The sequence below is a fragment of the Marinobacter sp. AC-23 genome (assembly GCF_001858325.1).
Classification (GTDB): Bacteria; Pseudomonadota; Gammaproteobacteria; order Pseudomonadales; family Oleiphilaceae; genus Marinobacter.
The window spans coordinates 12,363-35,777 of record NZ_MBPP01000043.1 but is presented as its reverse complement, the minus strand read 5'-3'; the positions used below and the strand labels follow the sequence as shown (position 1 = coordinate 35,777).

The window sequence follows — 23,415 nt, the reverse complement described above, 5'->3', positions numbered from 1 at the left end:
TATTGGCGCTGGTTTTATCGGGATCTTCGCTGGTTGGGGTGTTAACCCTTGCCGGTTCGCCGTTGGAATAGAAAATTCTCACGGTTGAAGTCACATAGTTCAGCTCAACTCTCAGGCAATCAGGGCTTGCATCGCTTAAGTTGATACCGCTATAGCGGTTCAGATCAAGCACAGGCTTGTCCGCACTCTTGATAAAAAGTGTATCGGTTTTATCCTCAATGAACTCTTGCCTCAGCTCGATGCTTCCAAAGTTGCGGCTGAGATAATCTGCAGTGGCGAACTCTGGATTGTTGTAGCCGCTTGTTACAAAGTTGTTGGCGTCAAACCGGCTCCCGGCTAGCAGGCTCACCAGTTCCGGTTGGGCTTCAGCTTCTTCAGGTGCAACGCTACGGCTTACGTACTGAACCGTTCGATAAACCTTTTCGTTCAGGTTGCTGCCTTCAGGGCCGGCGGGCAGGTATCTCCAGTCAAGCGTTGGGAAAATCCACAGTTTTTCGTTAAGCGATGTGTCGTTCAGCACAGCATTCTGATCTGTAAACCGGATGAGCGCCCCGTTACCACGGGTGTTGTAAGTGCCTGCTTGCCCGTCCGTAATACGTTGGCTAATGTACTTTCGGCCTTCCCGAAAGTTGGTAACCTGATCGGATGCGATTACCTGATTGATCAGATCCAGCGGGTTGCGTACTTTTTCGTAATTATTGCCATCCTCGGCACGAGTTGCCTGTATGAACCTGTCTATGTGGTCGCGTACCTCGTTTGCGGTTTCACGGTTGTTGGCGTTATCGCCATTTCCGCTGGGCTGAATACCCTGATATAAATCCCAAAATCGTGTGTGTTCAAGATTGTTTGGTGCGGTTTCGGTATCTTCGAGATCAAAGTTCGAGAAGGTCAGGTCTACGTTGGTAGCCGGATTGAACGCCGTTGACCCGGTATCCTCCATCTTGCACCCGCTCACGTTCAGGAGGGCGATTGAAATAGCGGCAAAAAAGCAGGAGTGTCTCATTTCAGAAGGCCCTGAGGTGCGAAACCAGCCGTAAACGGCTAAAGTGAATACCCGCGGGGCGCTCCGCCCCGATCCGACTGCTGACAATAAACCATAAGACAGGCATCTGCCTCGCGGAGATCACATTTTGCAGCAACGGTGTAAACCGGCTTCAGGCAAAGCAATGCAATGGCTGCTTGCCACAATATGTTTGGTCATAACTCTGGTGCCCGGTTTGGCCGGCGCTCAGGAGCAGTGCCAGAATGGTCAACTCGTTCTGAAAAGCAGCACGGAGAGCATCCGTGATTTTGGCGGCTGCATCTCGTATCTGGAGGATGCCGGCCAGCTCTACCTTCTGCCAGACATTCTTACCATGGAGCCCGGGCGGTTCACTCAGCATGAAAGCGGGGTGCTGAACTTTGGCTACACGGAGTCGGCTTACTGGACCCGGTTCGATGTGCGCGCAGACACCGGGGAGGCAGGCACAGAATGGGTTCTCGAGCTTGCCCTGCCGCTGGTAGATGAAGTTGTTTTGTACTTGGTGCGCGACGGTGAACTGATCGACCAGCGCAAGGCAGGCTATCAGGATAACTGGGCAGAACGTGACCTGGCGGTGCCCAACCCCACATTCCGGCTGAACCTGGAGCCGGATAGCGTTACCTCCGTGTACCTGCGCATTATCAATACCAACACCTTTCGCCTACCTATCAGCCTCTGGAGCCCCGATAGCTATATTGAAAAAGTGTCGGTAGATGAGGTTATCCGTGGCGCTCTGCTGGGTAGCCTGCTGGCCATTCTGGCCTACAACCTGTTTGTGGCCGTTTCGGTTCGTGAGCGCAGTAACATCTACTACGTGCTTTATCTGGTTTCAGCGGCGGTGTTTATCGCCACAGAGCAGGTCCATGGTATCCAGCTGCTGGACAGCCGCCCGGCGTTGTTCAATAAGGAGTATCTGCATTTTCAGATCATCATGACCTGGTTCTGGGGCCTGCTCATGGCCCGGGCACTGCTTGAAACCCGTACCCGCTCGCCGGATCTGGACCGGGTTCTGGTAATGTGCCTCTACTCGGTGGTTCTCACCTTTGTACTGTCCTTGTTTGTGCCTTACCACATTGCCATGGAATGGATTGTTATCGGGTCGGTGCTGCTCTGCCTTATTTTGATCGTGATCAGCTATTTGTCCTGGCGGTATTACAACCCTGCTGCTCGCTCGTACTTTTTTGCCTGGGCGCTGGCGCTTATGGGGTTTGGCATATATGCCCTGACCGTTATGGGTTACCTGCCTCTCAATACATTCACGGGTTACGCACCTCAAATAGGGCTAACGGCGCAGATTATTCTATTTTCCTTTGCCTTGGCCGATCGCATTAAACAGGTTCAAGGCCAGGCGCTGAGCTGGAGCCGGCGGGCGCTGTCTAACCTGCAGCGTTACCAGTCACTGTTTGATAACGCCATTGAGGGCGTTTTCCAGATGTCGGCCGGCCGCCAGTTTGTAACGGCCAATCCTGCCATGGCACGGTTGATGGGCTTTGGCAGCAGCCGGGAGTTGCTGGAGAGCAGTCCTGACGTGCTGGAAGTGTGTATTGCAGATAACCGGCTGCGGGAGTTGGTAGTTGAGCAGCTGGAGGCGCGGGGCACGGTAAAAGGTGTCGAGGCCCGCTACCTGACCCAGGCGGGAGAAGAGCGCTGGGCGATTATCTCTCTCCACACCGCATACGACACCGAAGGTGAGCCCACACACCTGGAAGGAACCTGTGTCGATTCCACGGAAAGCCATCGGCGTCAGCGCATTGAGCGCGAGCGGGAACAGGAGCGATTAGAAAAGGAGCTGGCCCGCAACTCCGCAGAGGCAAAAAGCCAGTTTCTTGCCAACATGAGCCACGAGATCCGCACGCCCCTGGCAGCTATCATTGGCTATGGCGAAACACTGATGGATCCGGACCTGGATGACCAGGAAAAGCGCAGCAGTGCAGAGACGGTTGTCCGTAGCGGCCGCCATCTTCTGGAGCTGGTGAATGACATTCTTGATCACTCCAAAATCGATGCCAATAAATTGGATGTGGATGTGATCTCGGTAAACCTGCCCGAGCTTTTGGATGAAATTCGCGCCTTTTTTGCACCGCGAGCCCGTGAAAAAGGTCTGGAGTTTAATATACTCTGCGAATTTCCGCTGCCCGAAAAAATTCAGACAGACCCAACGCGGTTGCGCCAGATTATTATCAACTTGTGTGGAAATGCGCTCAAATTTACGGAAAAAGGGTCGATCTCCTTGTCGATACGCTGTGATCGCGAGCAGGAGGTTCTGGTTGCCCGGGTGGTGGATACCGGGATCGGGATGAAGCCCGAGCAGATTGGCCGGCTGTTTGATCCTTTTGCCCAGGGCAGTGCTGCTATTTCGCGGCAGTATGGCGGCACTGGCCTTGGCCTCAGTATTTCACGGCGACTGGCAGAAATGCTGGGTGGCAGTATCCGTGTTAGCAGCACCTACGGAGAAGGCAGCGAGTTTGAGTTGTCTATTCGTACCGGTGCCATCGATCAGGTTCACTTTCTGCGGGATGCGTCGGAACTCAGCCAGCGTCGGCGAGCCATTCCGATGGTGGTGGCGCCGCGACTTTCCGGGCGCATACTCTGTGCCGAAGATAACGACGTGAACCGCCGGCTGGTTTCGCTGCTAGTGGGCCGCACGGGCGCTGAACTGGTGCACGTGGGCAACGGTGCGGAAGCCTTGGAGCTGGCCATTCGAGAGTCGTTTGATCTGATTCTCATGGATATTCAAATGCCGGTCATGAATGGCCGTGATGCAACGGCGGCGTTGCGAGAGGCCGGGGTGAATACGCCGGTAATAGCGTTGACCGCTAATGTCATGACCGAGGATATTGCCGATTACCGATTGGCTGGCTGTAACGAACACCTGGCCAAACCCATCGACAAACAGCGGTTTTATGAGGTTCTGGCCCGTTATCTTAAGGTTCATTCTGGCAGCACCTCTGAGCCAGGCCAGCAATACCATGGCAGGGTGCTGGTGGCTGAGGATAATGCCGAAAACCAGCAGTTGGTGGAGCGGATGCTGAATCGTTTGGGGCTGGAGGTTGTAACCGTTAAGTCCGGCGACGAAGCCGTGCGTAAAGCGCTTTCGGAATCTGTGCACCTGGTGCTTATGGACAGGCACATGCCGGAAATGGACGGTGTTGAGGCTACGGGATTGCTTAGGCAGGCCGGATTCCGGCGCCCGATTATTGCGTTTACAGCAGGCGTTCAGCAAGAAGCCGACGCACTGCGTGAGGCGGGTTGTGACGGGGTTCTGGACAAACCCATTGACGAGCGCCGTCTAGAAGCATTGTTAGGTCGTTTTCTGGATTCTGTGCCCCTTGGGGTGAGCCGCGCAGATGAAGATGAGGATATTAGTCGCCTGGTGGTCAGGTTCCTGTCGGGGTTGGGCCAGCGCCGAGAGAGAATGAGCGGCGCAATGGCGAGCAGCGATCAAAAAGTGCTTGAGCTTGAAACCCACCAGATAAAAGGTTCTGCAGGCGCTATGGGTTACCCTGAGATGACCCGGCAGGCTGGCGTTGTAGAAGCGCTTGTAAAAGAAACTGACCCGCAATGGGGCCAGATACGCAGTGAGTTTGCGATATTGGATCAGATGATCGAGCGTGAATTAACACAGAATAAAACAGGAACGAATCAATGAGTGAGCGCCAATTACACCGTGAACATCAGTCAATGAGCATGATGTATGGCACCTATGCCGATATCCTGTTTGTGCTTTTCCCGTTCCTTGTTATTGGCATGCAGCGACTTTGGGATGGCAATCTCTATGGGATGTTGATGCAGCCAGACTTGAGCATAGCGGCTGCTATTCTTGCGGGGCTGGCCATTGGGAAGTTTGTGCTGGGACTTGTTACAAATCGAGACCTTGGCGCCTACAAGGAGCGTATTGTATTCTTTATAGCTCTGACGCTGTTTGTGGTGCTGGGGCCGGCGATTATCCTGATGCTGAGTATCATGGGGGCTCCGAGGTACCGGGGTTTGTAGCATTTGTGCAGCCAATCCTGCTGATTATTGCAATCTCGCTTTATTCTACGGCGGTGGGTATCAGCAATATTTTGACCCATGAGGGCGGCCGGGAAGGTAATGCCGTGAATGTTGAAGGGCATTCCACCGATGTTGTCCGCCCTCCACAGACCGGACATGCGCCGCTGGATTTGCCCCGCCATACAGGCGCCGATTCGTGGTAATCGCTGTCCTGCAATGAATCCTGCGTGTCATGTGCCCGGCGTCAACAAGGAGATAAGGATGGATAAATTGACGGTACTGGTTGTAGAAGACGAGCCGGTGATGCGTGAGCGGCTGGTTGATATGCTCTACAAAGCCGGCGCTACGGATGTGACGGAATGTGAGAATGCCGCTGCGGCCCGCAAAGCGTTTGATGGGGGCAAGTTCCATATTATATTGCTGGATATTGGCTTGCCAGACGGTGATGGCCACGAATTAATGCAGTCGTTTAAAGAGTCTCGAGAGGGGCAGCATATTGTGCTGGTCACTGCGGATGACTCCATTGACAGCATTCAGAGGGCAATCAGTGCGGGAGCCAACGGCTATGTGGTTAAACCCTACTCCCAGGAAAAAATTCACGACGTAGTGAGCAACTACGCAGTGGTGCACGGCAGCGACGCAGCAATGATTCAGGGGCTGAATCGGCATCACTGATCTGCCAGCCAGGTACGCAAAGGATTTTTCCTTTAAGTGCAGGCTGTATGGTTGTGTTTTTTCGGTAGTGGAAAGTTCGTAGCCACTAACTCGTACAGATACTCGGGGCTGTTTGGGTGATAATTTGTACACTAACTAATCACCCATACTGAAAGATACCCAGAGGTTGAAACCTAAGAAAATGTCCGAAGAATCCGGATCTGCCCGCAACAAGTTCCGCTCCCATTTTGCTGTAGAAATCGTTCTGATCGCTTTACTGGCCATGTACATGGTGCTGGCAAAAGGTAGGATTGTTGGTGACGATCTTGTCTTCACCGTTGTTGGTGCAGGGTTGATGGCTTTGGTTACCTACTGGACCCTGTACACCTTAAGGGATGGTCTGGAGATGATTGTCCTCAGAGTGCGCGGTCTGTAACGTACTCCCAGGTTTTTTGCAGAATCAGTGCGTCGTTTGCCGCCCGGTGAATGGGCAGGTCCAGGTCAAAAATAACTTGCTGCCGTGCGGATGACCACTGCTTCACCTGTCGAGAGCTAAGCAGTAAAGAGATCGACTCCAGGTGAAATCCGGGTTCCAAACGGGCGGCCCGGAACAGCCTGTATAACCAAAAGCTGTCAAATGTCCAAGCGTCGCAGAACACCTGGCCCGATAGTAACTGATTAAGGTGGTGGGCCACCTCGGCGGCTGTCACGCCCTCAGCCAAAAGTCTTTCTTTAGAAATGCCGTGGATTTGCTCCGCGCTTTCAGACCAGTCCTGCCAGAATGTCTCGGGCGCAATGAGCCAACTATGTAGCTCACCGTCGGGCGTGCAAACGCCTACTTCAATTGGGTAGCTTGCAATGAGGTCGAGGCTTGATGCCTCAAAGTCGATACACGCTGGGCGTAGTTGTGTGGTCATTGGTTGTCTGGCTATCGGTGTGTTTTGAGGGCAGTTTACCTGCCCGTGTTCACGGACGCGAACTCAACCCGCCTTTGCGCTGTTACAATACGCCTATTCTATTACCCGGTCTTTACAGAACCTTTATCCCTTTGCCAGGAGCCTGCATGACTGACACCGTGGTTGTAATCTATTCCGGAGGCATGGACTCCTTTACGCTGCTTCACCGCGCGCGCGCCCAAGGGTTGCGGGTTTATGCATTATCATTCAACTATGGCCAGCGTCATGTCCGTGAGCTGGACGTTGCACACTCAGTGTGTGCCGCCCTGGATATCCCCCACAAGGTCATTGATATTCGCGCCATGAGTGAGGTTATGTCCGGCTCTGCGCTGACCTCCGACAGCGACATACCCGAAGGCCATTACGAAGAAGAAAACATGAAGCCACGGTGGTGCCCAACCGCAATATGATTCTGCTCTCATTGGCCACAGGCTATGCGGTAACTGTGGATGCCAATGCAGTATGGTACGGCGCCCACGGGGGCGATCATGCGATCTACCTGACTGCCGGCCGGAGTTTGTGGAGAAAATGGATGCGGTATGCCGTGTAGCCAACTACGAACCCGTGGGTGTTGAGGCCCCGTTCATGCATATGAGCAAAGGTGACATTTTGGCCGAGGGCTTAAAGCTTGGGCTCGACTACGCCCACACCTGGACCTGCTACAACGGTCGGGAAAAGGCCTGCGGGCTTTGTGGCTCTTGCGTAGAGCGACTTGAAGCTTTTGCCGAAAATAGCCTTGCGGACCCACTGGCCTATGAGGCGGGGCGCTGATGTATCGGGTAAAAGAAGCCTTTTATACCTTGCAGGGCGAGGGGGCTCAAGCAGGCCGCGCCGCAGTGTTCTGCCGTTTTAGTAAGTGCAACTTGTGGACAGGCCGGGAGAAAGACCGCGCCACGGCAGTCTGTAATTTTTGTGATACGGACTTTGTGGGCACCGATGGCCAAAATGGTGGGACTTTTGAAACCGCAGAGGCTCTGGCGGCCCACATACACAGTTTGTGGCCAGAGGCACCGGGCGCGCCTTATGTGGTTTGTACCGGCGGAGAGCCTTTATTGCAGCTGGATGAACCGCTGATTGAGGCTTTCCACCAGTTGGGTTTTGAAGTGGGTGTGGAAACCAACGGCACTCTGCCCGCGCCGTCCGGTATTGACTGGTTGTGCGTGAGTCCCAAGGCCGATGCCCCGGTGGTGATTCAAACCTGCGATGAGCTGAAGCTGGTATACCCTCAGGCCAAAGCCCTGCCAGAAAGGTTTACTCACCTGAACGCACAGCATTTTTTCCTGTCGCCTATGGCTTCTCCGTCCGCCTCTGAGGGCGGCACAGATCCGGTCAAACAGAGTAACACTCGCAAGGCAACGGATTACTGCCTGGCTCATCCCCGTTGGCGCCTGACTCTGCAAATGCATAAAATCATCGGTATCGATTGATTACGCAGGGGCCGGCATGCGGGCGCGCAGAAACGTGGCGGCTGACTGCTGTTCAGCGCCTCTGTAGTGGCTAGGGCTGACCCCCGTCCAGCGCTTGAAGGCACGGGTAAAGTTTGCAGCATCTGCATAGCCCAAAACATCTGCAACCTGGTTCAGATTTATGTTAGTGCCGGTGAGCAGCTCCCTGGCGCGCTCTAACCGAACCTGGTCCACCAGGTTCTGAAAACTGGCCTGCTCTTCCTGAAGCCGACGCTTTAACGTGCGCTCTGATACAAACAGTGTCGCAGCTACCCGTGCCAGCTTTGGTGGGAAGGGGTAGCTGGTTTCAATCACTCGCCTTACCCGGCAAGCGAAGCCCGCATCTTCGGTAAGCTGCTTCAGCGCCTCTTCACACTGGGCGCGGGACGACTCTGCAAGTTGGTCGTCGCTGAAGCGGATAGGCGCTGACAACGCATTAAGGGGGATGACCAGGGCATTTTCTTGCGAGTTGTAACTAACCGGCATCAAAATCGACTGTCGGAAGCGATGGAAGTATGGGGGTTCTGCGCCTTTCCTCAGAATTCCAGACCCTCCAATGGCGGTACCGGTAAGTTGTTCTCCCATGAAGGCGCAACCAAACAGCATGGCGTCCATAATGAACCCTTGCAGAGGCCCAGGGTCGCCATCACACAGAATGGTGTAGTGCACTGCGTTGCCGTGCTCACGGCTGCGAACACTTAGGTGTGGCGCCCGTAAGGTGAGGTAACGGGTCATCAGGCCCAGCGCATCCTTCAGGGTGCGGCTGCTCATCACAGCCACGCCTAGCGCGCCGTGCAATGGCAGCTTCAGCTCGCGGGCCAGCATAATGCCAAGGCCGGGTTCGCCGCTTTCAATGATTGCGCGGGTCACAAACTCACTGGCTTGCGCCTGGCTAACTCTGACACTTGTAGACTGCAGCCTGGCGGGGTCCAACCCAACCCGAAGCAGCAAGTCGCGTTCGTCCAGACCAATGGTGCGCAACAGTTCAGCCAGTATATGCAGGTAGATGGCCGGCATACCCAGATCCTGTGTGACAGAAGCAGAAACACGCATGAGAATCCTTGTTATAAGCTGTTCTTGTTGTCTGACGGATTAACCAATACCTTTGATTATGACCGTTGCGGCACCTCGCCCCCATGACTTCAATGACGGGTCAATGGGCACGAGAGGCCAATTGGAGCGTATGCCAGCGGAATTATTCAGGAATATGAGGGGCCGGTTAGAGCTGGATATCGATAATAACCGGGTTGTGGTCAGAGGAGCGCCAGGGCAACGCAGTCGTGCCAGGCAGGTTGTCTTTGTACCCTAGCACCAATGGCTCATCGGCATTGATGGCCCAGGTTTGGGCATCGAGAACCCGACCTTTGAGCGATGCGGAGGCGAGAGCGTAGTCCAACGACCCTTTTTCACCCTTGTATCTGTACGTGTATTGGTCGCATTGCTGGGCCGTGCAGGGGTGGAAGTGGTGCACCATGCTGGTGAATCCAGCGTGCTGCAGAACCTGCAGTGGTGTTTCATGGAAATAGCTGTTGAGATCGCCGGTAATTAATGTGCCAGCAAGATCGGGTATTTGCGGTAGCTGCTCAATCCATTCGACAACTGCGCGTGTGGTTTTGGTGCGGCGTTGGGCGTAGCAGCCTGGCCATCGTTCTTGTCCTGGTTTTGACCGGTTGCACCTCTGCACGATTTTGACTTCAGGTGTGGTACCACCACTTGAATGGCAAGGCGTTGCCCCCTAGACCGGAAAATCTGTGCCAATGGCGGGCGGCCCCGCTGGCTGAACAGGCCGGTGTTCAGGCGTTCTGGTTGAGTCTCGGAAACGATGCGGTCACGGCGATACAGCAAGCCGGTGCGTATCTGATCGCTGCCATCGGCACCTGGGGTCTTAACAAAGGTCCATTTTGGACCGAGTGCGCGGGCCAGCTGTGCTATTGCGCTGGCTGCGCCATAGCCGTCGTTCTCCAGCTCAGTGACAGCCAGAATGTCTGGGTCTGGGCGACGCAGAGCCTCTACCAGTCGCCGATGCTGTATCTCAAATGCCAGCGCGGACGCGGCCCCACGGGTCGTTGGAAAGCCTTGGCCTTTTCCGTCGCCATTAAAATAGTTTTCCAGGTTCATCGTCATAACACGAACATGCGGATCTGCGGGCCGTGCAGGGGCTGGCGGCCGAGTGTTTGCAGCTCAAAAACCGGCAGACTTTCCGGTTGTATTCGCCAGGCTCCGAACCGGTAATCAAGGACGCCAGACAGCTCGCGGATTTTATCGCCGCTGCGAATTGTGTTCTTGCCGCTCAGGCCTTCGGAGGGCCAAGGGGTGGGGTCAGGGTGGCGTATACTGCGGCCATCATCCAGCAGAAGTCTTTGTTGTCGGTTCCGCTTGGCGATTTGTGCTGCTTGTGGGCCGGGCTCCAAATATTCCGTAGGTATCACCTGATCAGCCGCTGCCAATGTGAGCTCGCCGTAGCGTGCCAGGTTCCAGGAATCGATAACCGTTAACGGTTGGGCCACCTTGACTCGCATGTTTTCAAGGGGCTCCAGTGTGGCTGGCCACAGTAGCGTTAGAACCTGGGCTTGTGGAAGTGGGGCAGAGCCACAGGCAATGATCGTTTGGATATTCGCAAGCTCAGTTAGGCCGTGGAATTCCTTTACGGTACCCGTAACGCGCAGGCGATCACCGGGCACACCCGTCTCTTTGCGGGTAAAAACAAACAAGGCTTCAGAGGTTTCGGGGTTGCCGTCGGTTTCATCTTCAGCCTGTTGCAGATAAAAGCCGGCAAACCCGCCTTCCATGCGGGCATCGATGGTGAGGATGCCCTCAACGGTAACCTTGTGGCCAACCAGCGGTGATGTGTCGACCTCACCTTGGACCGCAGAAATGGCAGTTGCCCGCTCGCCACAGGTATTTGCTGCCAGTGCCTCAGAGGCTGACAGCAGTAATAGAATAAAAGTGAAGGCACAAAAACATCGTGTGCTTAAGTTCACGCTGAATGCTTAATAGTTAGCTGAGGCCAGCGACGGCTTTGAGGGCGCGTTCGCGCTTGCTGCCAAACCCAAGTTGATCTGGATTGGTCAGTTCAAGCTGTTGGATCAGTGGGTCAGGGTGATGGTTGTCTAGCGTGATTCCAAGCTGCGACAAAACATACGGCGCCAGAGCGGCCCGAGCATCAACGTTCAGGCGACCATTGTGCATACCGTAATCCAGTTCGATGATTTTTTGCTGGGCTTCGGTCAGGCGGTGGTCGGGGGAGATCGTCATTGTGACTCGGCGATTCCAGTCATCATCTTTCTGGCTTGTGTGTTTGGCTTTTTGCCGCAGGGCCGTGGGTGCTGCATGGAAACGGCTGAGGGCAAAATCCCTGAATTCCCGGTTGGAGTCGCACCAAGCGCGCAGGTGCCAATTGTTGCCGGTGCACACCAGTGTGTGGGGCTCGAGAATACCCTCTACTGCCTCAGGACGGCTAAGGGACGAGTAGCTTGCCCTTAGCTGCCTGCCATGGCGGGTTGCCGTTACGACCGCTCGCATGGTCTCAGGTGCTATAACACGATTGGGGCCGTAGACAACTGTGTTGTCTGGTAGGCCGACCTCAAGGGTTTCAAAGGTGCTGCTAAGGCTTTGCTGGCGAGCGAGCAGATCCTGGTATTCGCTAACATGCCCTCGGGTTACTGCCGGCTTATAATTTGCCGACGGTACGTAGCCCTTGAGGTGCCGATCATAAACAAGGTTGCCTGGCGCAAGCTCGCGCAGATAGGTATTTATGTCTTTAGATGCCTGCTGCCGGCCGATACCAAAACTGTGGCAGATGTGGTTTGTCGTCAAGCGACCTTCCCACAGTGCGACGGTTTCAATGAGTCGGTAGCGAAGCAGCAAATCCCAACGGATGGGCCAGTCCGTTTTTTTCATAACCAGACACTCACGGGTTTATTGAATAATAGCTTTTAATATTACCCCCTATGGCACAGCGGGTCTGTTACGGCGCATTAATGTGAAACATTGTGAAACAGCGCTATAACAACGCTTGACGCTCATAGGAGTTTAGCAGGGCTTCGGCAAGTGCGTATTAGGTACATCTTGAAAGGACTGGTGTAATACTGCACCAGTAACATCCGGAGTTTCCGCAATGACCCGAACGGTCGCCTCCCTTTCTGCTCTCTTGTTGAGCATCGTTTTGCTGATCAGCGGAAATGCTTTCCTGATGACGTTGCTTGGCATTCGTCTGAGTATTGAAGCGGTTTCACCGGATATTATCGGTTGGGTGCTGGTTTGTTACTCTGTTGGGTTTGTTCTGGGCACTCTTTATGTGCACCAGATCATCGGTCGTGTTGGCCATATTCGGGCATTTGCAGCGTTCGCTGCCATAGCGGCTGTGGTGTCGCTGATGTATCCCATGGCTATTTCCATGGTGTTTTGGGCATGCCTGCGGGTGCTTTCGGGCTTTAGCATTGCCGGCGTGTTGGTGGTGATCGAAAGCTGGTTCTCCAGTCGTGCCAGCAACAGTAACCGCGGCACACTATTTGCTGTCTACCAAATCGTTTTTTATCTCTCTGCCGCGGGCGGTCAGCTGTTTATTAACGTGGGCGACCCCTCCAATTTCATGCCGTTTTCCCTCGCTGCAATTCTGCTTACACTGGCTCTGGTTCCCCTGGCTTTAACTCGCATGGAAGCTCCGATTATTGAGCAGGTTCAGCGCATCTCTTTTTTTACGCTTGCCCGCGAGTCGTTCACCGGTGTTTCCGGCGCTTTGGTCTGCGGTGTGCTGATTGGTGGTTTTTATGCGCTGGGCCCGGTGTACGCAACCCTGATGGGCCTTGATGTTGCAAAAACCTCGACCTTCATGGCCAGCGCGATCATTGCGGCCATGCTTCTTGCCTGGCCACTGGGGCGGTTGTGTGACCGATTTGATCGCCGCCGCGTGATGTTCTGGGTGGCTCTTATTGCGTCTTTTGCGGCGGTTTCTGTCAGCCTCATTGGGGCTGAAAACCTTTGGCTGCTCATGCTCTTGGTTGGAGTGTTCACCGGGCTCTCAGCGATGATCTACCCTATTTCTGTTGCGATAACCAACGATCGCATGGAAAGCACCCGTATTGTTGCGGCCAGCGCCACACTGCTCCTCAGTTATGGGGTTGGCAGTGTTGTTGGCCCCATCGCAATGGCCGAACTGATCAACCTGATGGGTCCGAAAGGCCTGTTTGTAGGCAATGCCGGGTTTTTGCTGGTACTTGCGGTTATCACTTCTTTGCGCATTACTTACACTGAAGATGTTGCGGTGAAAGATCAGGAACACTATGTGCCTGCAATGCCGGAAACCTCTGTGGTACTGACCGAACTTGATCCGCGGAACACGGAATTCCAACAATCTCCAGAGGTTGAAGAAATGCATGAAGAGTCCTTGCGCCCGACCGGTTGATGCGCGGAATAAGGTCGCCTTTCGGTTTTCCCCGATCTTGTTTTTCACTGCACATCTGTTTTTATTCGAATTGTTAGCTTACTATTGGTAGCAATCCTATAATGTAAGCTTTCTTGCCGGAACGGAGCAGTAGCTATGAGAGATCAGTTTCCCTTTGCCGTCGCCCGAGTAACCCGTCGCTGGCGTAAGCTTTTAGACGAGCGCCTGAAAGATTTGGGCGTCACCCAAGCCCGCTGGACCACCATGGTGTATTTGCAGCAAGGTGGCGAAGGCATGACCCAGCGAGAACTGGCCGGCCTGATGGCCATTGAAAACCCAACGCTTGTGCGCCTGCTAGACAGCCTGGAGCTGCAAGGATTGATTGAACGCCGGGCTTGCCCCAATGATCGCCGTGCTCGCCGCCTGCACCTCACCGATCCCGGCCGGGATTTCATGGACGTTTTGTCTGAACGGGCCGATAAACTTCGGGACGGAATGCTTGAAGGCGTGAGCGACGACGATATTGAGGTTGCGTTGCGGGTGTTCCATAAAATCATGGATAACGCTGAAAAGCAGAAGTAATCACTTGAGAGATAATTCTGTCGAGGGCCTGATTGCCCGCTATGGTACCAACTGGCGGTGGCTGGCAGTCTCTACGGTAATGGTAGGGACTATTGCTACTGTATTGAGTGCCACGGTGGTGAACGTTGCGCTCCACGATATCATGGTGGAATTCGGTATTCGTCAGGGCCAGGTGCACTGGCTGGCAACCGGCTTTATCGCGGCCATGACAACAACCATGCTGGCCTCCTCGTGGCTGCTTGATCATTTTGGTGTACGCAAGACCCTGGCGTGTGCCATGGCGGTGTTTACACTGATCTCGCTGGCTGGCGGGTTTGCCAACTCGCCGGAGCAGTTGATTGCTGCCCGCATTGGCCAAGGTGCCATGGCCGGCTTGATGCAGCCCATGGGCATGTATCTGGTATTTCGCATATTCCCCCGCAATCGGCGCGGCCAGGCCATGGGCATCTACGGTATGGGGGTTGTACTGGCTCCAGCACTTGGGCCAGTACTGGGTGGTGTTTTGGTGGATCAACTGGATTGGCGCTTCGTGATGTTTGCGCCAGCACCGGTTACCTTCATCGGCGTATTTATGGCGCTGCGCTTTCTACCTACGCCTGCTTCCCGGCCGGCTCCCTATCGATTTGATCTGGTTGGGCTGGTGTTGCTGGGAGCGACTGTCGGGCTTTCTCTCGATACCCTGAACCGCCTGCAGAGCCTGGGCGGCCAGGAAACCCGGGTTGCCATTGAAGGGCTTGTGGCACTGGTGCTTCTGATAATGTTTGTGTTGCGCGAAAAGCGCATAAAACATCCCTTGGTTAATATCAGCTTGCTGCGCAGGCCTAGCTTCCTTTATGCCAATCTGGGCGCTATGGCGATGGGGCTGGCCCTTTTTGGATCCACCTACCTGATACCGCTCTACGTTCAAACGGTTCTGGGCTACACAGCGACAGAAGCGGGCCTGCTAATGCTGCCGGCGGGCATTGTTTTGGGCATGACATTCCCGTTGGCCGGAAAACTGGCTGACCGGGGCGGCGACGCCAGAAAACTGGTTATCTTCGGGATGGCGATGTTTGCTTCGTCGGCTATTTTGTTTGCGTTGTCCGACCTGGTTCTGGCTTTCGGTTGGCTTGCGCTCTGGACGGTGGTTGGCCGGATAGGCATAGGGTTTATGTTACCGTCTCTTTCCATAGGCGCGTTGAACCCGCTTAAACCCGAAGAGTTGGGCGCCGGCTCCAGCACCATTAATTTTACTCGCCAGTTGGGGGGTGCATTTGGGGTGAATATCGTGGCACTGACCATTGAGTTTGGTGAGCATAGCGGCGGCGTGCCCACTATCAATGCCTTCCATACGGCCTGGTGGCTGGTTGCCGTATTCGTTGCTGCTGCGGTCGTGCCCGTTTGGCGCATGCGAGCGTAGCCGGTTGCCATGCCCGGGAAGATTAACTAATATAGCCCTACTCTTCAGGGGAGTAGCCTCCGCATCCGGTGTCCGGATCGGACGGTAGTCAACATACTTGGGGCTCATCCCCATGGCTATCGTGTTTCACTTGGTTTCGGTGAAATTGGCAAGACCTGAGGCAGTTTCACCTCCAAGGGCGGAAGGTGAGCTGTCTCATGTCCAACTATCCGCCCCGGAAGAATCCATGGACGCATTTCTCACTTCAACAGTTGCCGTTGCCATTGCCGAAATTGGCGACAAAACCCAGCTGCTCTCCCTTTTTCTTGTTGCCCGTTACACTCAACGCCTTCCCATTATTATGGGCATACTCGTCGCGACCATCCTGAATCACGCACTTTCGGCTTGGCTGGGAGCCTGGGTGGCTGCATGGATTCCCCAAACCTGGCTTCCCTGGATTCTTGCCCTGAGCTTTGTGGCAATCGCTTTGTGGCTGTTGGTGCCAGACAAGGACGACAGCGACAGCTCCCGGTTTTTGGGTATGGGCGCCTTTGCGGCGACGACCGTGATGTTCTTTCTGGCAGAGATTGGCGACAAAACCCAGATTGCCACCGTTGTTCTGGCGGCCCGCTATACTGAGACAATCTGGGTTATCATCGGTACAACAGCGGGGATGTTGCTGGCCAACATACCGGTTATCATGGCTGGGCACTGGTTGATGGATCGGTTGCCGCTGGCGACCGCCCGGGTTTGTGCAAGTATTTTGTTCGCAGTTATGGCGGTTGTGACACTGTCATCAGTGGTTTGGAACTACTGAGGGCGCCGGCTGTCACTGCACGCAACGAAGCAGGTTTTTCTGGAATGAGACTTATGGGATTCAAAACGTATTCAGCGCTGGTGTTGCTGGCTAGTACATTGGCTTTGCAACCGGCGTGGGCCGCAAAGCAGGACAGCTCATCGGAAAAGCCCGCCTCCGGGCAGGCCACTGATCGTAGCCCACGGGTGCCAACGTTCGAGATCAAGGGTGATTTGGCAGGTCGTCTCGACGTGTTTACCACCCGCTATGAAGACACCTTTGCGGAAGTGGGTAGCCAACTTGCGATGGGCTATCTTGAGCTTGTGAAAGCAAACCCGGGTGTTGACCCCTGGCTGCCCGGCGAGGGCACCACCATCACGCTGCCGCGCCAGTATGTTATGCCTGAGGCCCGCAGGGAAGGCATTGTGATTAACCTGGCGGAGTATCGGCTTTACTATTTTGCCGAGGATGGCGTGCAGGTTTACCCAGTCGGTGTTGGAACGTCTGAAAACCCATCCCCGCTGGCTGACGCCAAGGTCACCATGCCCTTGGAATCACCCGCATGGTATCCCCCTGACAGCATTCGCGCAGAGTATGAAGCCTCTGGTGATTTCCTGCCCCGAATGATTCCGCCTGGCCCCGACAACCCTCTGGGTAGTCATGCTCTTTTGCTGAGTGAAAAAGGTTATCTGATTCACGGCACTAACAAGCGATTTGGTGTGGGGATGCCTGTTAGCCACGGCTGTTTTCGCATGTATAACGAAGATATATCCCGTTTCGTTTATCAGGCGGGCAAAGGCACATCGGTACAAATCGTTAACGATCCCGTGAAAATGGGAATGTCCGGAGGCGAGGTTTGGCTTGAAGTTCATCGCCCCCACGAAGAGTATAACCAGAAGGATCGGGATCGCCTGTGGCAAGAGGCTACGCGCGAAGTTGAAGCCTTCCGCCTGAAGCATCCCGGGGTTGAAGTTCAGCGTAAGGCGATAGAACTTGCGGTAGACCAAGCCGATGGTATTCCTGCCATGGTTGGCGAACAGATTTCACGGGTGGCATCCGACAAGTCGCCAACAAACAAACAACTCTCGTCCCAAGAAGAACCTGAACAGAAGCTGTACTTCTAGTTCGGCCGATACCCGGTGTTTATAACAATGATAAGTCAGGAGAACCCATGAATCGCACCATACTGATCACCGGCGCCAGTTCGGGACTCGGTGAGGGCATGGCCCGCGAGTTCGCAGCCAGAGGCGATAACCTGGCCCTGTGTGCCCGACGTACCGAGCGGCTGGAAACATTGCGCGAGGAGCTTGCAGACAAGCATCCTCGGGTGACGATCAGCATTCGCGCCCTGGATGTGAACAACCACGATCAGGTTTTTGAGGTTTTCCGGGCCTTTCAGCAAGAGTTTGGCAGCCTGGACCGTATTGTTGTTAACGCTGGCATTGGCAAAGGTCAGCCCCTTGGTACCGGTAAGTTCAACGCTAACCGCCAAACGGCAGAAACCAACTTTGTTGCTGCGCTGGCGCAGATGGAAGCGGCCATGGAAATATTCCGCGAACAAAACCGGGGACACCTGGTTACTGTGTCTTCTGTAACGGCTGTTCGTGGCATGCCGGGCAATGTAAACACCTACGCTGCAACCAAGGTTGGCCTTGCGGCACTTTCAGAAGGTTTGCGTGTCGAACTGAAAAAGGTGGACTCACCCATCAAGGTGACAACGCTTTATCCGGGCTATATCAGAACGGAAATCAACGAAAAGGTGAAAAGCACGCCGTTCATTGTAGATGCGAAGACCGGCTGCAAGGCTATGGTAAAGGCCATTGAATCCGGGAAAAGTGAGTGTTTTGTGCCAAGCTGGCCCTGGACACCCATTGGTTACGTGCTACGACGGTTGCCGGTTTCGGTGCTCGCCAAGCTGTTCTGAGCCACCTTCCGCATCCGGGGAGGCGATATGCAGGTCTACCGCCCCATCAGCTCAGGCCGTCAGAGATGGCTCAGAGCATGGGTTGTCGTTATGCTGGTTGGCATACTGCTCGGTCTGGCGTCACTGACGCACTTGGTGTTCGCCCAGCAAAAGAGCCCCGACACCGCGCTGGTTTTGACAGTTGACGGGGCTATTGGCCCTGCCACCATGGATTATCTTGTTCGCGGCATTCGCCGGGCAGAATCCGAAGCGGCAGGGCTGGTGATTATCGAGATGGACACGCCTGGCGGCCTGATGGACTCCATGCGGGGAATCATCAAAACCATTCTGAGCTCTGATGTGCCGGTGGCAACCTATGTTTCCCCTCAGGGAGCCCGCGCTGCAAGTGCCGGTACCTATATCCTCTACGGAAGCCATATCGCCGCTATGGCCCCTGCGACCAACCTGGCTCTGCAACGCCGGTTCAGATGGGCGGGATGCCAGGCAGCTCGGAGCCCGCCAAAAAAGAAAATCCCCCCACCGATGGCAAGCGTCGTGGCGAAACAGCCATGGAGCGCAAGGTTCTGGAAGATGCGGTTAGCTACATCAGAGGGCTGGCGGAGCGCCACGACCGGAATGCCGACTGGGCCGAAGAAGCCGTGCGTGAGGCGGTTAATCTGAGCGCCAGCGAGGCCCTGGAGCAAAATGTCATAGATGTTATTGCGGTGGATCTGCCGGGCTACTGCGCCAGATTGACGGGCGCACGGTGCGCCTGACCTCCGGTGATGCAACGCTTCAGACTGCCGGGCTGAAGATTGTTCGTATGCAACCGGACTGGCGCACACGCCTACTTTCAGTCATTACCAACCCCAATGTTGCTTATTTCCTGATGATTATCGGGTTCTACGGCATTATTTTTGAGCTGGCAAGCCCGGGCGCGGTGGTGCCAGGTGTTGTAGGCGCCATCTGTCTGATCCTGGCGATGTTTGCGTTTCAGGTGCTGTCGGTAAACTACGCCGGGTTGGCTCTGATTCTTCTCGGGTTAGGATTTATTGTCGGGGAGTCCCTGGTGCCCAGCTTTGGCATTCTTGGTGTAGGCGGCATAGTTGCGTTTGTTGCCGGCTCGATCATTCTTATGGATGGCAGCCACCGTGCCATTTCTCTGCCGACCATTGGGGGCACAGCAGCAGTTGCGGCCGGTTTCATTTTTTGGACGGTCGCTCGATTTGTCGGGCTGCGGAAAAAGCTTCCGGTTAGCGGTACCGAGCAGGTAATCCGTAGAACAGTCGTTGCACTGAATGATTTTAGCGAGGAGCATGGGCGTTATCGAGGGCATGTGCGGCTCAGCGGAGAGCGCTGGAAGGCCGTCAGCCATCACCCTGTGCGCCAGGGTGATGCAGTGATGGTTACCGGGATCGATGGCTTGACTGTCAGCGTTGAGGCGGCAGACGCACCGCGAGCTGACGGGACACACAGTGACCAGCAGCGAAACGAGGAGGCTGTATGATTGGTGATCTGATTCCCTGGCTGGCACCCGCTGTGGTGCTACTACTGATACTGGGTTCTGCCATCAAGATTTTGCCGGAATACCAGCGGGGTGTTGTGTTTTTCCTGGGCCGATTCCAAGGCGTGAAAGGTCCGGGGTTGATTGTTGTGCTTCCCGGCATTCAACAGATTGTGCGGGTGGATTTGCGAGTAATCACCCTGGATGTGCCCAGCCAGGATGTCATTTCCCGTGACAACGTAACGGTGCGGGTGAATGCGGTGCTTTATTTCCGTGTGGTGGACCCGGAGCGGGCCATTATCCGTGTTGAAGATTTCGGTGCCGCGACTAGCCAGCTATCCCAGACCACGTTGCGATCGGTGCTGGGCAAACACGACCTGGACGAAATGCTGTCAGAGCGCGATAAGCTCAATGCGGATATTCAAGAGATCATTGATACTCAAACTGAAGAATGGGGAATCAAGGTTGCTAACGTTGAAATCAAGCATGTAGACCTTGATGAATCCATGATTCGGGCCATTGCGCGCCAGGCTGAAGCCGAACGTGAGCGGCGGGCAAAAGTGATTCATGCAGAAGGCGAATTGCAGGCGTCCAAGAAACTGGTGGAGGCTGCAAAGGTAATGTCTGCCGATTCGGGCGCTATGCAACTGCGCTACATGCAAACCCTCTCAGACATGAGCAATACCAATTCATCCACCATCGTATTCCCGTTACCGATGGATATGATCAAAATGTTCATGGAGAAAACGCCGGTTAATAATCAACCAAAGCCGCCGGAATCATAAAGCGGGAGCCATAAAAAAAGGCCGGGAGTCCCGGCCTTTTTTGTAGTGCTTAAGCTAAAGTCTTACTTCATGCTTGCACGATCGAGCATACGCTTGGCGCGCTCGTTTGCTTCGTCAGCAGCTTTCTGAGCTGCTTTTGCAGCGGCCAGAGCCCGGTCTGCAGTTTGTTGTGCAGAACGTGCTGAGCTAGCAGCGCTGTTAGCGGTGTTCATTGCCTTGTCTGCACTTTGCTCAGCAGAGCTGGCAGTTGCATTGGCTTCGTCAAGAGCGCCCTGGTCGGAAGTTGCACAACCTGCAGTCAGAGCAGTAGCTAGTGCGATTCCGGCGATCGTCAGTTTACGCATTGTAAATCCCCTTATTGGTCGAGTTATTTCCTGTTGATCCGAAAGTCAGTTCAGACAACTTCCTGTCAGCTTCGGCCCGATAGGCGTTGACTACCGGAGTCGTGAAACAGTGTAAAACACTCTGAGAGGAAATGTTAACTAAGTATACGTAAATTTTTTGAGGTTATGACGACAACTTAATGCTGGCGTCATGGGGTGGGGGTCAGGGAATGATGCGGATCGGGGTGCCGTCGTTGACCAACTGCCAGATTTCATCCATCTCCTGGTTGTTAACGGCAATGCATCCGTTCGTCCAATCCAGACCTGTATAAGCAAACGCCATGTCTTCCGCGCCATTGGGTAAACCGTGAATCATAATGCTACCGCCTGGGCTCAACCCCCAGTTTTCTGCCATTTCGCGGTCTTTTACGCTTGGGTAGGAGATGTGAATAGATTTGTAAAAATCACTGCCAGAATTGCGCCAGTCTAGCGTGTATTCGCCCTCTGGCGTACGTTCGTCGCCTTCATAGAGTTTGTGCCCCTCAGGATTATCCCCAAGCGATATGCGGTAGCTCCGGAGCACTTCCTCTCCGTTCATCAGATAAAGCCTGCGTTGTTCTTTTCTTACCAGCACTTTACTAACCACCAGCGATTCGCTGGGGGCGTTGTCTATGGTTGGCATTCGGGTATCTGCTGTTGCTAGAAGCTCTGAGCTATACGCTGGAAAGCTTGCTGTAATAAACAGAGCCAGAAGGCACCGGGTTAATAAACGGGGCATAGCAATAACCTTAACTTACCAATGATTAATCTTCGCGCAGGGCTGTTTATAACACAACCGTTCGATTAGATGTTAAGGGGTTTTGTTAACTTTTATAGCTATCCAGTGCACAGGTCAGGCATTTTGTGACTTCTCCATTTTCAAGCCCACCTTAGTGACTTGGTCGGCCTCTGTAGCCCTGGCCACCAGAGTGACCGGCCCAAGAACAACTGTGTCGCCAATAACCGGGTGGCCCTTGGTGCGTTTTGCAAAGCATTCGGCCAGTGACAGCTCTGGCGGCAACTCATCAAATTCGATCCCATAAACCTGCTCCACATCGCCAAGCAGCGCGTCTCCGTTAAGCACAAAGTCCCCGAAGAAGGCGCGTTCCGCCAAGTGCTTTGGGGTCTGTCGGCCGCTTAGAGATTTGCCAAGCTCATTCAGAACGCTGGGTGTGGCGAACATGGCAACGACATCGCCATTGGATACTTCCAAATCGGCCTTTGGCTGCAGGCAAACGCGATTGCGAAACACGCCGGCAACGGCCGTGTTCTCGGGAAAGCGCAATTGCCCCAACACAATGGGTTTCTCCCAGTTCTCCCCCCGTAAAGGGAACAGCATCAGCTCATGATCACCCGCGGCTGGGGCGTCCAATGGCAAGCGCCGGTAGGGCTCGCCGTTTGCAGGAATTTCGAGGCGCAGTTTGCGCGCAAGCGGCGCAATAGTGGTGCCTTGAACCAACAAAGAAACCAGCACAATAAAAAAAGCCGCATGAAAAACCAGTTGTGCTTCGGGCAGGTTGGCTATGATCGGGAACAGCGCCAGAACGATAGGCACAGCCCCCCGCAAACCTACCCAGCTAATAAAACCCAACTCCCGGCGGTTAAAGCCAAAAGGCCAAAGGGTAGCCATAACGGTTAATGGCCGGATCACAAAAATCAGTGCCAGTGCCAGTATCAGGCCGCTTCCCGCCAGAGGCAGTAGGTCAGACGGATTAACTAACAGGCCGAGAATCAGGAACAGGCAAAGTTGAGCCAGCCAGGCCAAGCCATCGTGCATCTGTAGAATCATCGGCATCATCCGTACCTGACGGTTGCCGATCACAACACCGCAAAGGTATATGGCCAGAAACCCGCTGCCGCCAATGGCATTGATGGCAGAAAACACCGAAATGCCAGCGGCAGCTACCAGCAACGGGTAGAGAGATGGCGTAAGGCGAATACGGTTGGTTAGCTCAGCAATCAGAAACCCGCCGACGATACCGCCAACGCCGCCGATGCTGAACTGCTTGAACAGTAGAATCAGCGACTCCTGAATGGCGTGGTCTCCATTGCTGCCAATCACCGTGACCATCATCAGCGTCAGGAAGATCGCCATGGGGTCGTTACTGCCGGATTCGATTTCCAGAGTAGCGCTGACCCGCTCATTTAAGTGCAGTCCACGGCCCTGAAGTAGTGAAAACACAGCAGCCGCGTCGGTTGACGAAATGATGGAGCCAATGAGCAGGGCCATCATCCAGTGCAGGTCGAAAACCAGCCAGGCGACAAATGCGGCCCCTACGGCCGTCATAGCAACACCAACCGTAGCCAGTACCAAAGCAGGCTTCAGGCCTACACGGAAGGTTTCTGCACGTGTGCGCATGCCGCCATCCAGAAGGATAACGCCCAAGGCCAGATTGGCGACCAGAAAAGAGAGTTGAAAATCGTCGAATTCAATGCCACCTGGGCCGTCTTTGCCCATCATCATGCCCACGGCCAGGAAGATAAGCAGAACCGGCATACCGACGCGGCTGGAAAGTGGGCTCAGAAGGATGCTGATGACAAGCATCAGGGCACCGACCAGGGTGAGCATTGGATCCATCAGAACTCCATCAAAAAAGGCTTGCCGGAAATCAACATAAGGCCATCGCGTATTAGTATCTCTGCAGACCTCTTA

21 protein-coding genes and 3 pseudogenes are annotated in these 23,415 nt (G+C 54.6%); 14 read left to right on the top strand and 10 right to left on the bottom strand.

Features of this window, described 5'->3' with window-relative positions:
• A partial coding sequence (locus BCA33_RS13655) for a hypothetical protein (protein ID WP_139173008.1) occupies nucleotides 1-1,003 on the bottom strand: 1,003 nt, incomplete at its 3' end.
• 163 nt (nucleotides 1,004-1,166) lie between these two features.
• Here BCA33_RS13655 and BCA33_RS13650 point away from each other — a divergent pair.
• The 4 genes and pseudogenes from BCA33_RS13650 (at nucleotide 1,167) to BCA33_RS13635 (ending at nucleotide 6,104) form a co-directional block, all read left to right on the top strand.
• Nucleotides 1,167-4,670: a response regulator gene (locus BCA33_RS13650; RefSeq protein WP_071266673.1), complete on the top strand. Its 3,504-nt coding sequence runs from the start codon at nucleotides 1,167-1,169 to the stop codon at nucleotides 4,668-4,670.
• Nucleotides 4,667-5,217, top strand: a pseudogene (locus BCA33_RS13645) (hypothetical protein). Before BCA33_RS13650 ends, BCA33_RS13645 begins: the two are co-directional and overlap by 4 nt.
• 58 nt (nucleotides 5,218-5,275) lie before the next feature.
• Nucleotides 5,276-5,689 (top strand): response regulator, encoded by a 414-nt coding sequence (locus BCA33_RS13640; protein WP_071266671.1) that lies wholly within the window; start codon nucleotides 5,276-5,278, stop codon nucleotides 5,687-5,689.
• A 181-nt stretch (nucleotides 5,690-5,870) separates the two neighbouring features.
• Complete coding sequence (locus BCA33_RS13635) at nucleotides 5,871-6,104, top strand: hypothetical protein (RefSeq protein ID WP_071266669.1); 234 nt, start codon at nucleotides 5,871-5,873, stop codon at nucleotides 6,102-6,104.
• On the opposite strand, the gene BCA33_RS13630 is transcribed toward BCA33_RS13635, so the two are convergent.
• On the bottom strand, nucleotides 6,085-6,585 hold the full coding sequence (locus BCA33_RS13630) for a hypothetical protein (protein ID WP_071266667.1): 501 nt from the start codon (nucleotides 6,583-6,585) through the stop codon (nucleotides 6,085-6,087). The genes BCA33_RS13635 and BCA33_RS13630 overlap by 20 nt on opposite strands.
• A gap of 146 nt (nucleotides 6,586-6,731) precedes the next feature.
• Here BCA33_RS13630 and queC point away from each other — a divergent pair.
• Nucleotides 6,732-7,395 (top strand): annotated as a pseudogene (queC, locus tag BCA33_RS13625) (7-cyano-7-deazaguanine synthase QueC).
• On the top strand, nucleotides 7,395-8,051 hold the full coding sequence (gene queE, locus BCA33_RS13620; protein WP_071266665.1) for a 7-carboxy-7-deazaguanine synthase: 657 nt from the start codon (nucleotides 7,395-7,397) through the stop codon (nucleotides 8,049-8,051). Before queC ends, queE begins: the two are co-directional and overlap by 1 nt.
• Here queE and BCA33_RS13615 read toward each other — a convergent pair whose 3' ends face one another.
• The 5 genes from BCA33_RS13615 to BCA33_RS13605 all read right to left on the bottom strand — a co-directional run bounded on the left by BCA33_RS13615 (nucleotide 8,052) and on the right by BCA33_RS13605 (nucleotide 11,969).
• Nucleotides 8,052-9,122, bottom strand: a complete 1,071-nt coding sequence (locus BCA33_RS13615) for an AraC family transcriptional regulator (RefSeq protein ID WP_071266663.1) — start codon at nucleotides 9,120-9,122, stop codon at nucleotides 8,052-8,054.
• A 166-nt stretch (nucleotides 9,123-9,288) separates the two neighbouring features.
• The gene (locus tag BCA33_RS21945) at nucleotides 9,289-9,543 is read right to left on the bottom strand and encodes a hypothetical protein (RefSeq protein WP_254774403.1); all 255 of its coding nucleotides are present in this window, start codon (nucleotides 9,541-9,543) and stop codon (nucleotides 9,289-9,291) included.
• Between the two features lie 71 nt (nucleotides 9,544-9,614).
• Nucleotides 9,615-10,193, bottom strand: coding sequence for a hypothetical protein (locus BCA33_RS21940; protein WP_254774402.1), 579 nt, complete (start codon nucleotides 10,191-10,193; stop codon nucleotides 9,615-9,617).
• On the bottom strand, nucleotides 10,190-11,050 hold the full coding sequence (locus tag BCA33_RS21935; RefSeq protein WP_254774401.1) for a hypothetical protein: 861 nt from the start codon (nucleotides 11,048-11,050) through the stop codon (nucleotides 10,190-10,192). Before BCA33_RS21935 ends, BCA33_RS21940 begins: the two co-directional genes overlap by 4 nt.
• Nucleotides 11,051-11,066: 16 nt before the next feature.
• A complete protein-coding gene (locus BCA33_RS13605; protein WP_071266661.1) occupies nucleotides 11,067-11,969 on the bottom strand; it encodes a YafY family protein in 903 nt (300 codons plus the stop codon).
• A gap of 217 nt (nucleotides 11,970-12,186) precedes the next feature.
• Between BCA33_RS13605 and BCA33_RS13600 the strand changes: the two genes are divergently transcribed.
• The 8 genes and pseudogenes from BCA33_RS13600 (at nucleotide 12,187) to BCA33_RS13565 (ending at nucleotide 20,400) form a co-directional block, all read left to right on the top strand.
• Entirely contained in the window at nucleotides 12,187-13,473 is a 1,287-nt protein-coding gene (locus BCA33_RS13600) for an MFS transporter (RefSeq protein ID WP_071266659.1), read from the top strand.
• Between the two features lie 135 nt (nucleotides 13,474-13,608).
• A complete protein-coding gene (locus BCA33_RS13595) occupies nucleotides 13,609-14,034 on the top strand; it encodes a MarR family transcriptional regulator (protein WP_071266657.1) in 426 nt (141 codons plus the stop codon).
• 4 nt (nucleotides 14,035-14,038) lie between these two features.
• Entirely contained in the window at nucleotides 14,039-15,433 is a 1,395-nt protein-coding gene (locus BCA33_RS13590) for a DHA2 family efflux MFS transporter permease subunit (RefSeq protein WP_071266655.1), read from the top strand.
• A gap of 226 nt (nucleotides 15,434-15,659) precedes the next feature.
• Nucleotides 15,660-16,229 carry a TMEM165/GDT1 family protein gene (locus BCA33_RS13585; RefSeq protein ID WP_071266653.1) on the top strand — a complete coding sequence of 190 codons (570 nt, stop codon included), beginning with the start codon at nucleotides 15,660-15,662 and terminating at the stop codon, nucleotides 16,227-16,229.
• A 53-nt stretch (nucleotides 16,230-16,282) separates the two neighbouring features.
• Entirely contained in the window at nucleotides 16,283-17,332 is a 1,050-nt protein-coding gene (locus tag BCA33_RS13580) for a L,D-transpeptidase family protein (protein WP_071266651.1), read from the top strand.
• A 47-nt stretch (nucleotides 17,333-17,379) separates the two neighbouring features.
• Nucleotides 17,380-18,132, top strand: coding sequence for an SDR family oxidoreductase (locus BCA33_RS13575; protein ID WP_071266649.1), 753 nt, complete (start codon nucleotides 17,380-17,382; stop codon nucleotides 18,130-18,132).
• A 27-nt stretch (nucleotides 18,133-18,159) separates the two neighbouring features.
• Nucleotides 18,160-19,618 (top strand): annotated as a pseudogene (locus BCA33_RS13570) (nodulation protein NfeD).
• A complete protein-coding gene (locus tag BCA33_RS13565) occupies nucleotides 19,615-20,400 on the top strand; it encodes a slipin family protein (RefSeq protein ID WP_071266647.1) in 786 nt (261 codons plus the stop codon). The pseudogene BCA33_RS13570 and the gene BCA33_RS13565 overlap by 4 nt, the downstream one beginning before the upstream one ends.
• 62 nt (nucleotides 20,401-20,462) lie before the next feature.
• On the opposite strand, the gene BCA33_RS13560 is transcribed toward BCA33_RS13565, so the two are convergent.
• The 3 genes from BCA33_RS13560 to BCA33_RS13550 all read right to left on the bottom strand — a co-directional run bounded on the left by BCA33_RS13560 (nucleotide 20,463) and on the right by BCA33_RS13550 (nucleotide 23,340).
• The gene (locus BCA33_RS13560; protein WP_071266645.1) at nucleotides 20,463-20,744 is read right to left on the bottom strand and encodes an Lpp/OprI family alanine-zipper lipoprotein; all 282 of its coding nucleotides are present in this window, start codon (nucleotides 20,742-20,744) and stop codon (nucleotides 20,463-20,465) included.
• A gap of 202 nt (nucleotides 20,745-20,946) precedes the next feature.
• Nucleotides 20,947-21,501, bottom strand: a complete 555-nt coding sequence (locus BCA33_RS13555) for a murein L,D-transpeptidase family protein (protein WP_083394756.1) — start codon at nucleotides 21,499-21,501, stop codon at nucleotides 20,947-20,949.
• Nucleotides 21,502-21,615: 114 nt separating this feature from the next.
• Nucleotides 21,616-23,340 (bottom strand): potassium/proton antiporter, encoded by a 1,725-nt coding sequence (locus BCA33_RS13550; RefSeq protein WP_071266643.1) that lies wholly within the window; start codon nucleotides 23,338-23,340, stop codon nucleotides 21,616-21,618.
• Nucleotides 23,341-23,415: the final 75 nt, after the last annotated feature.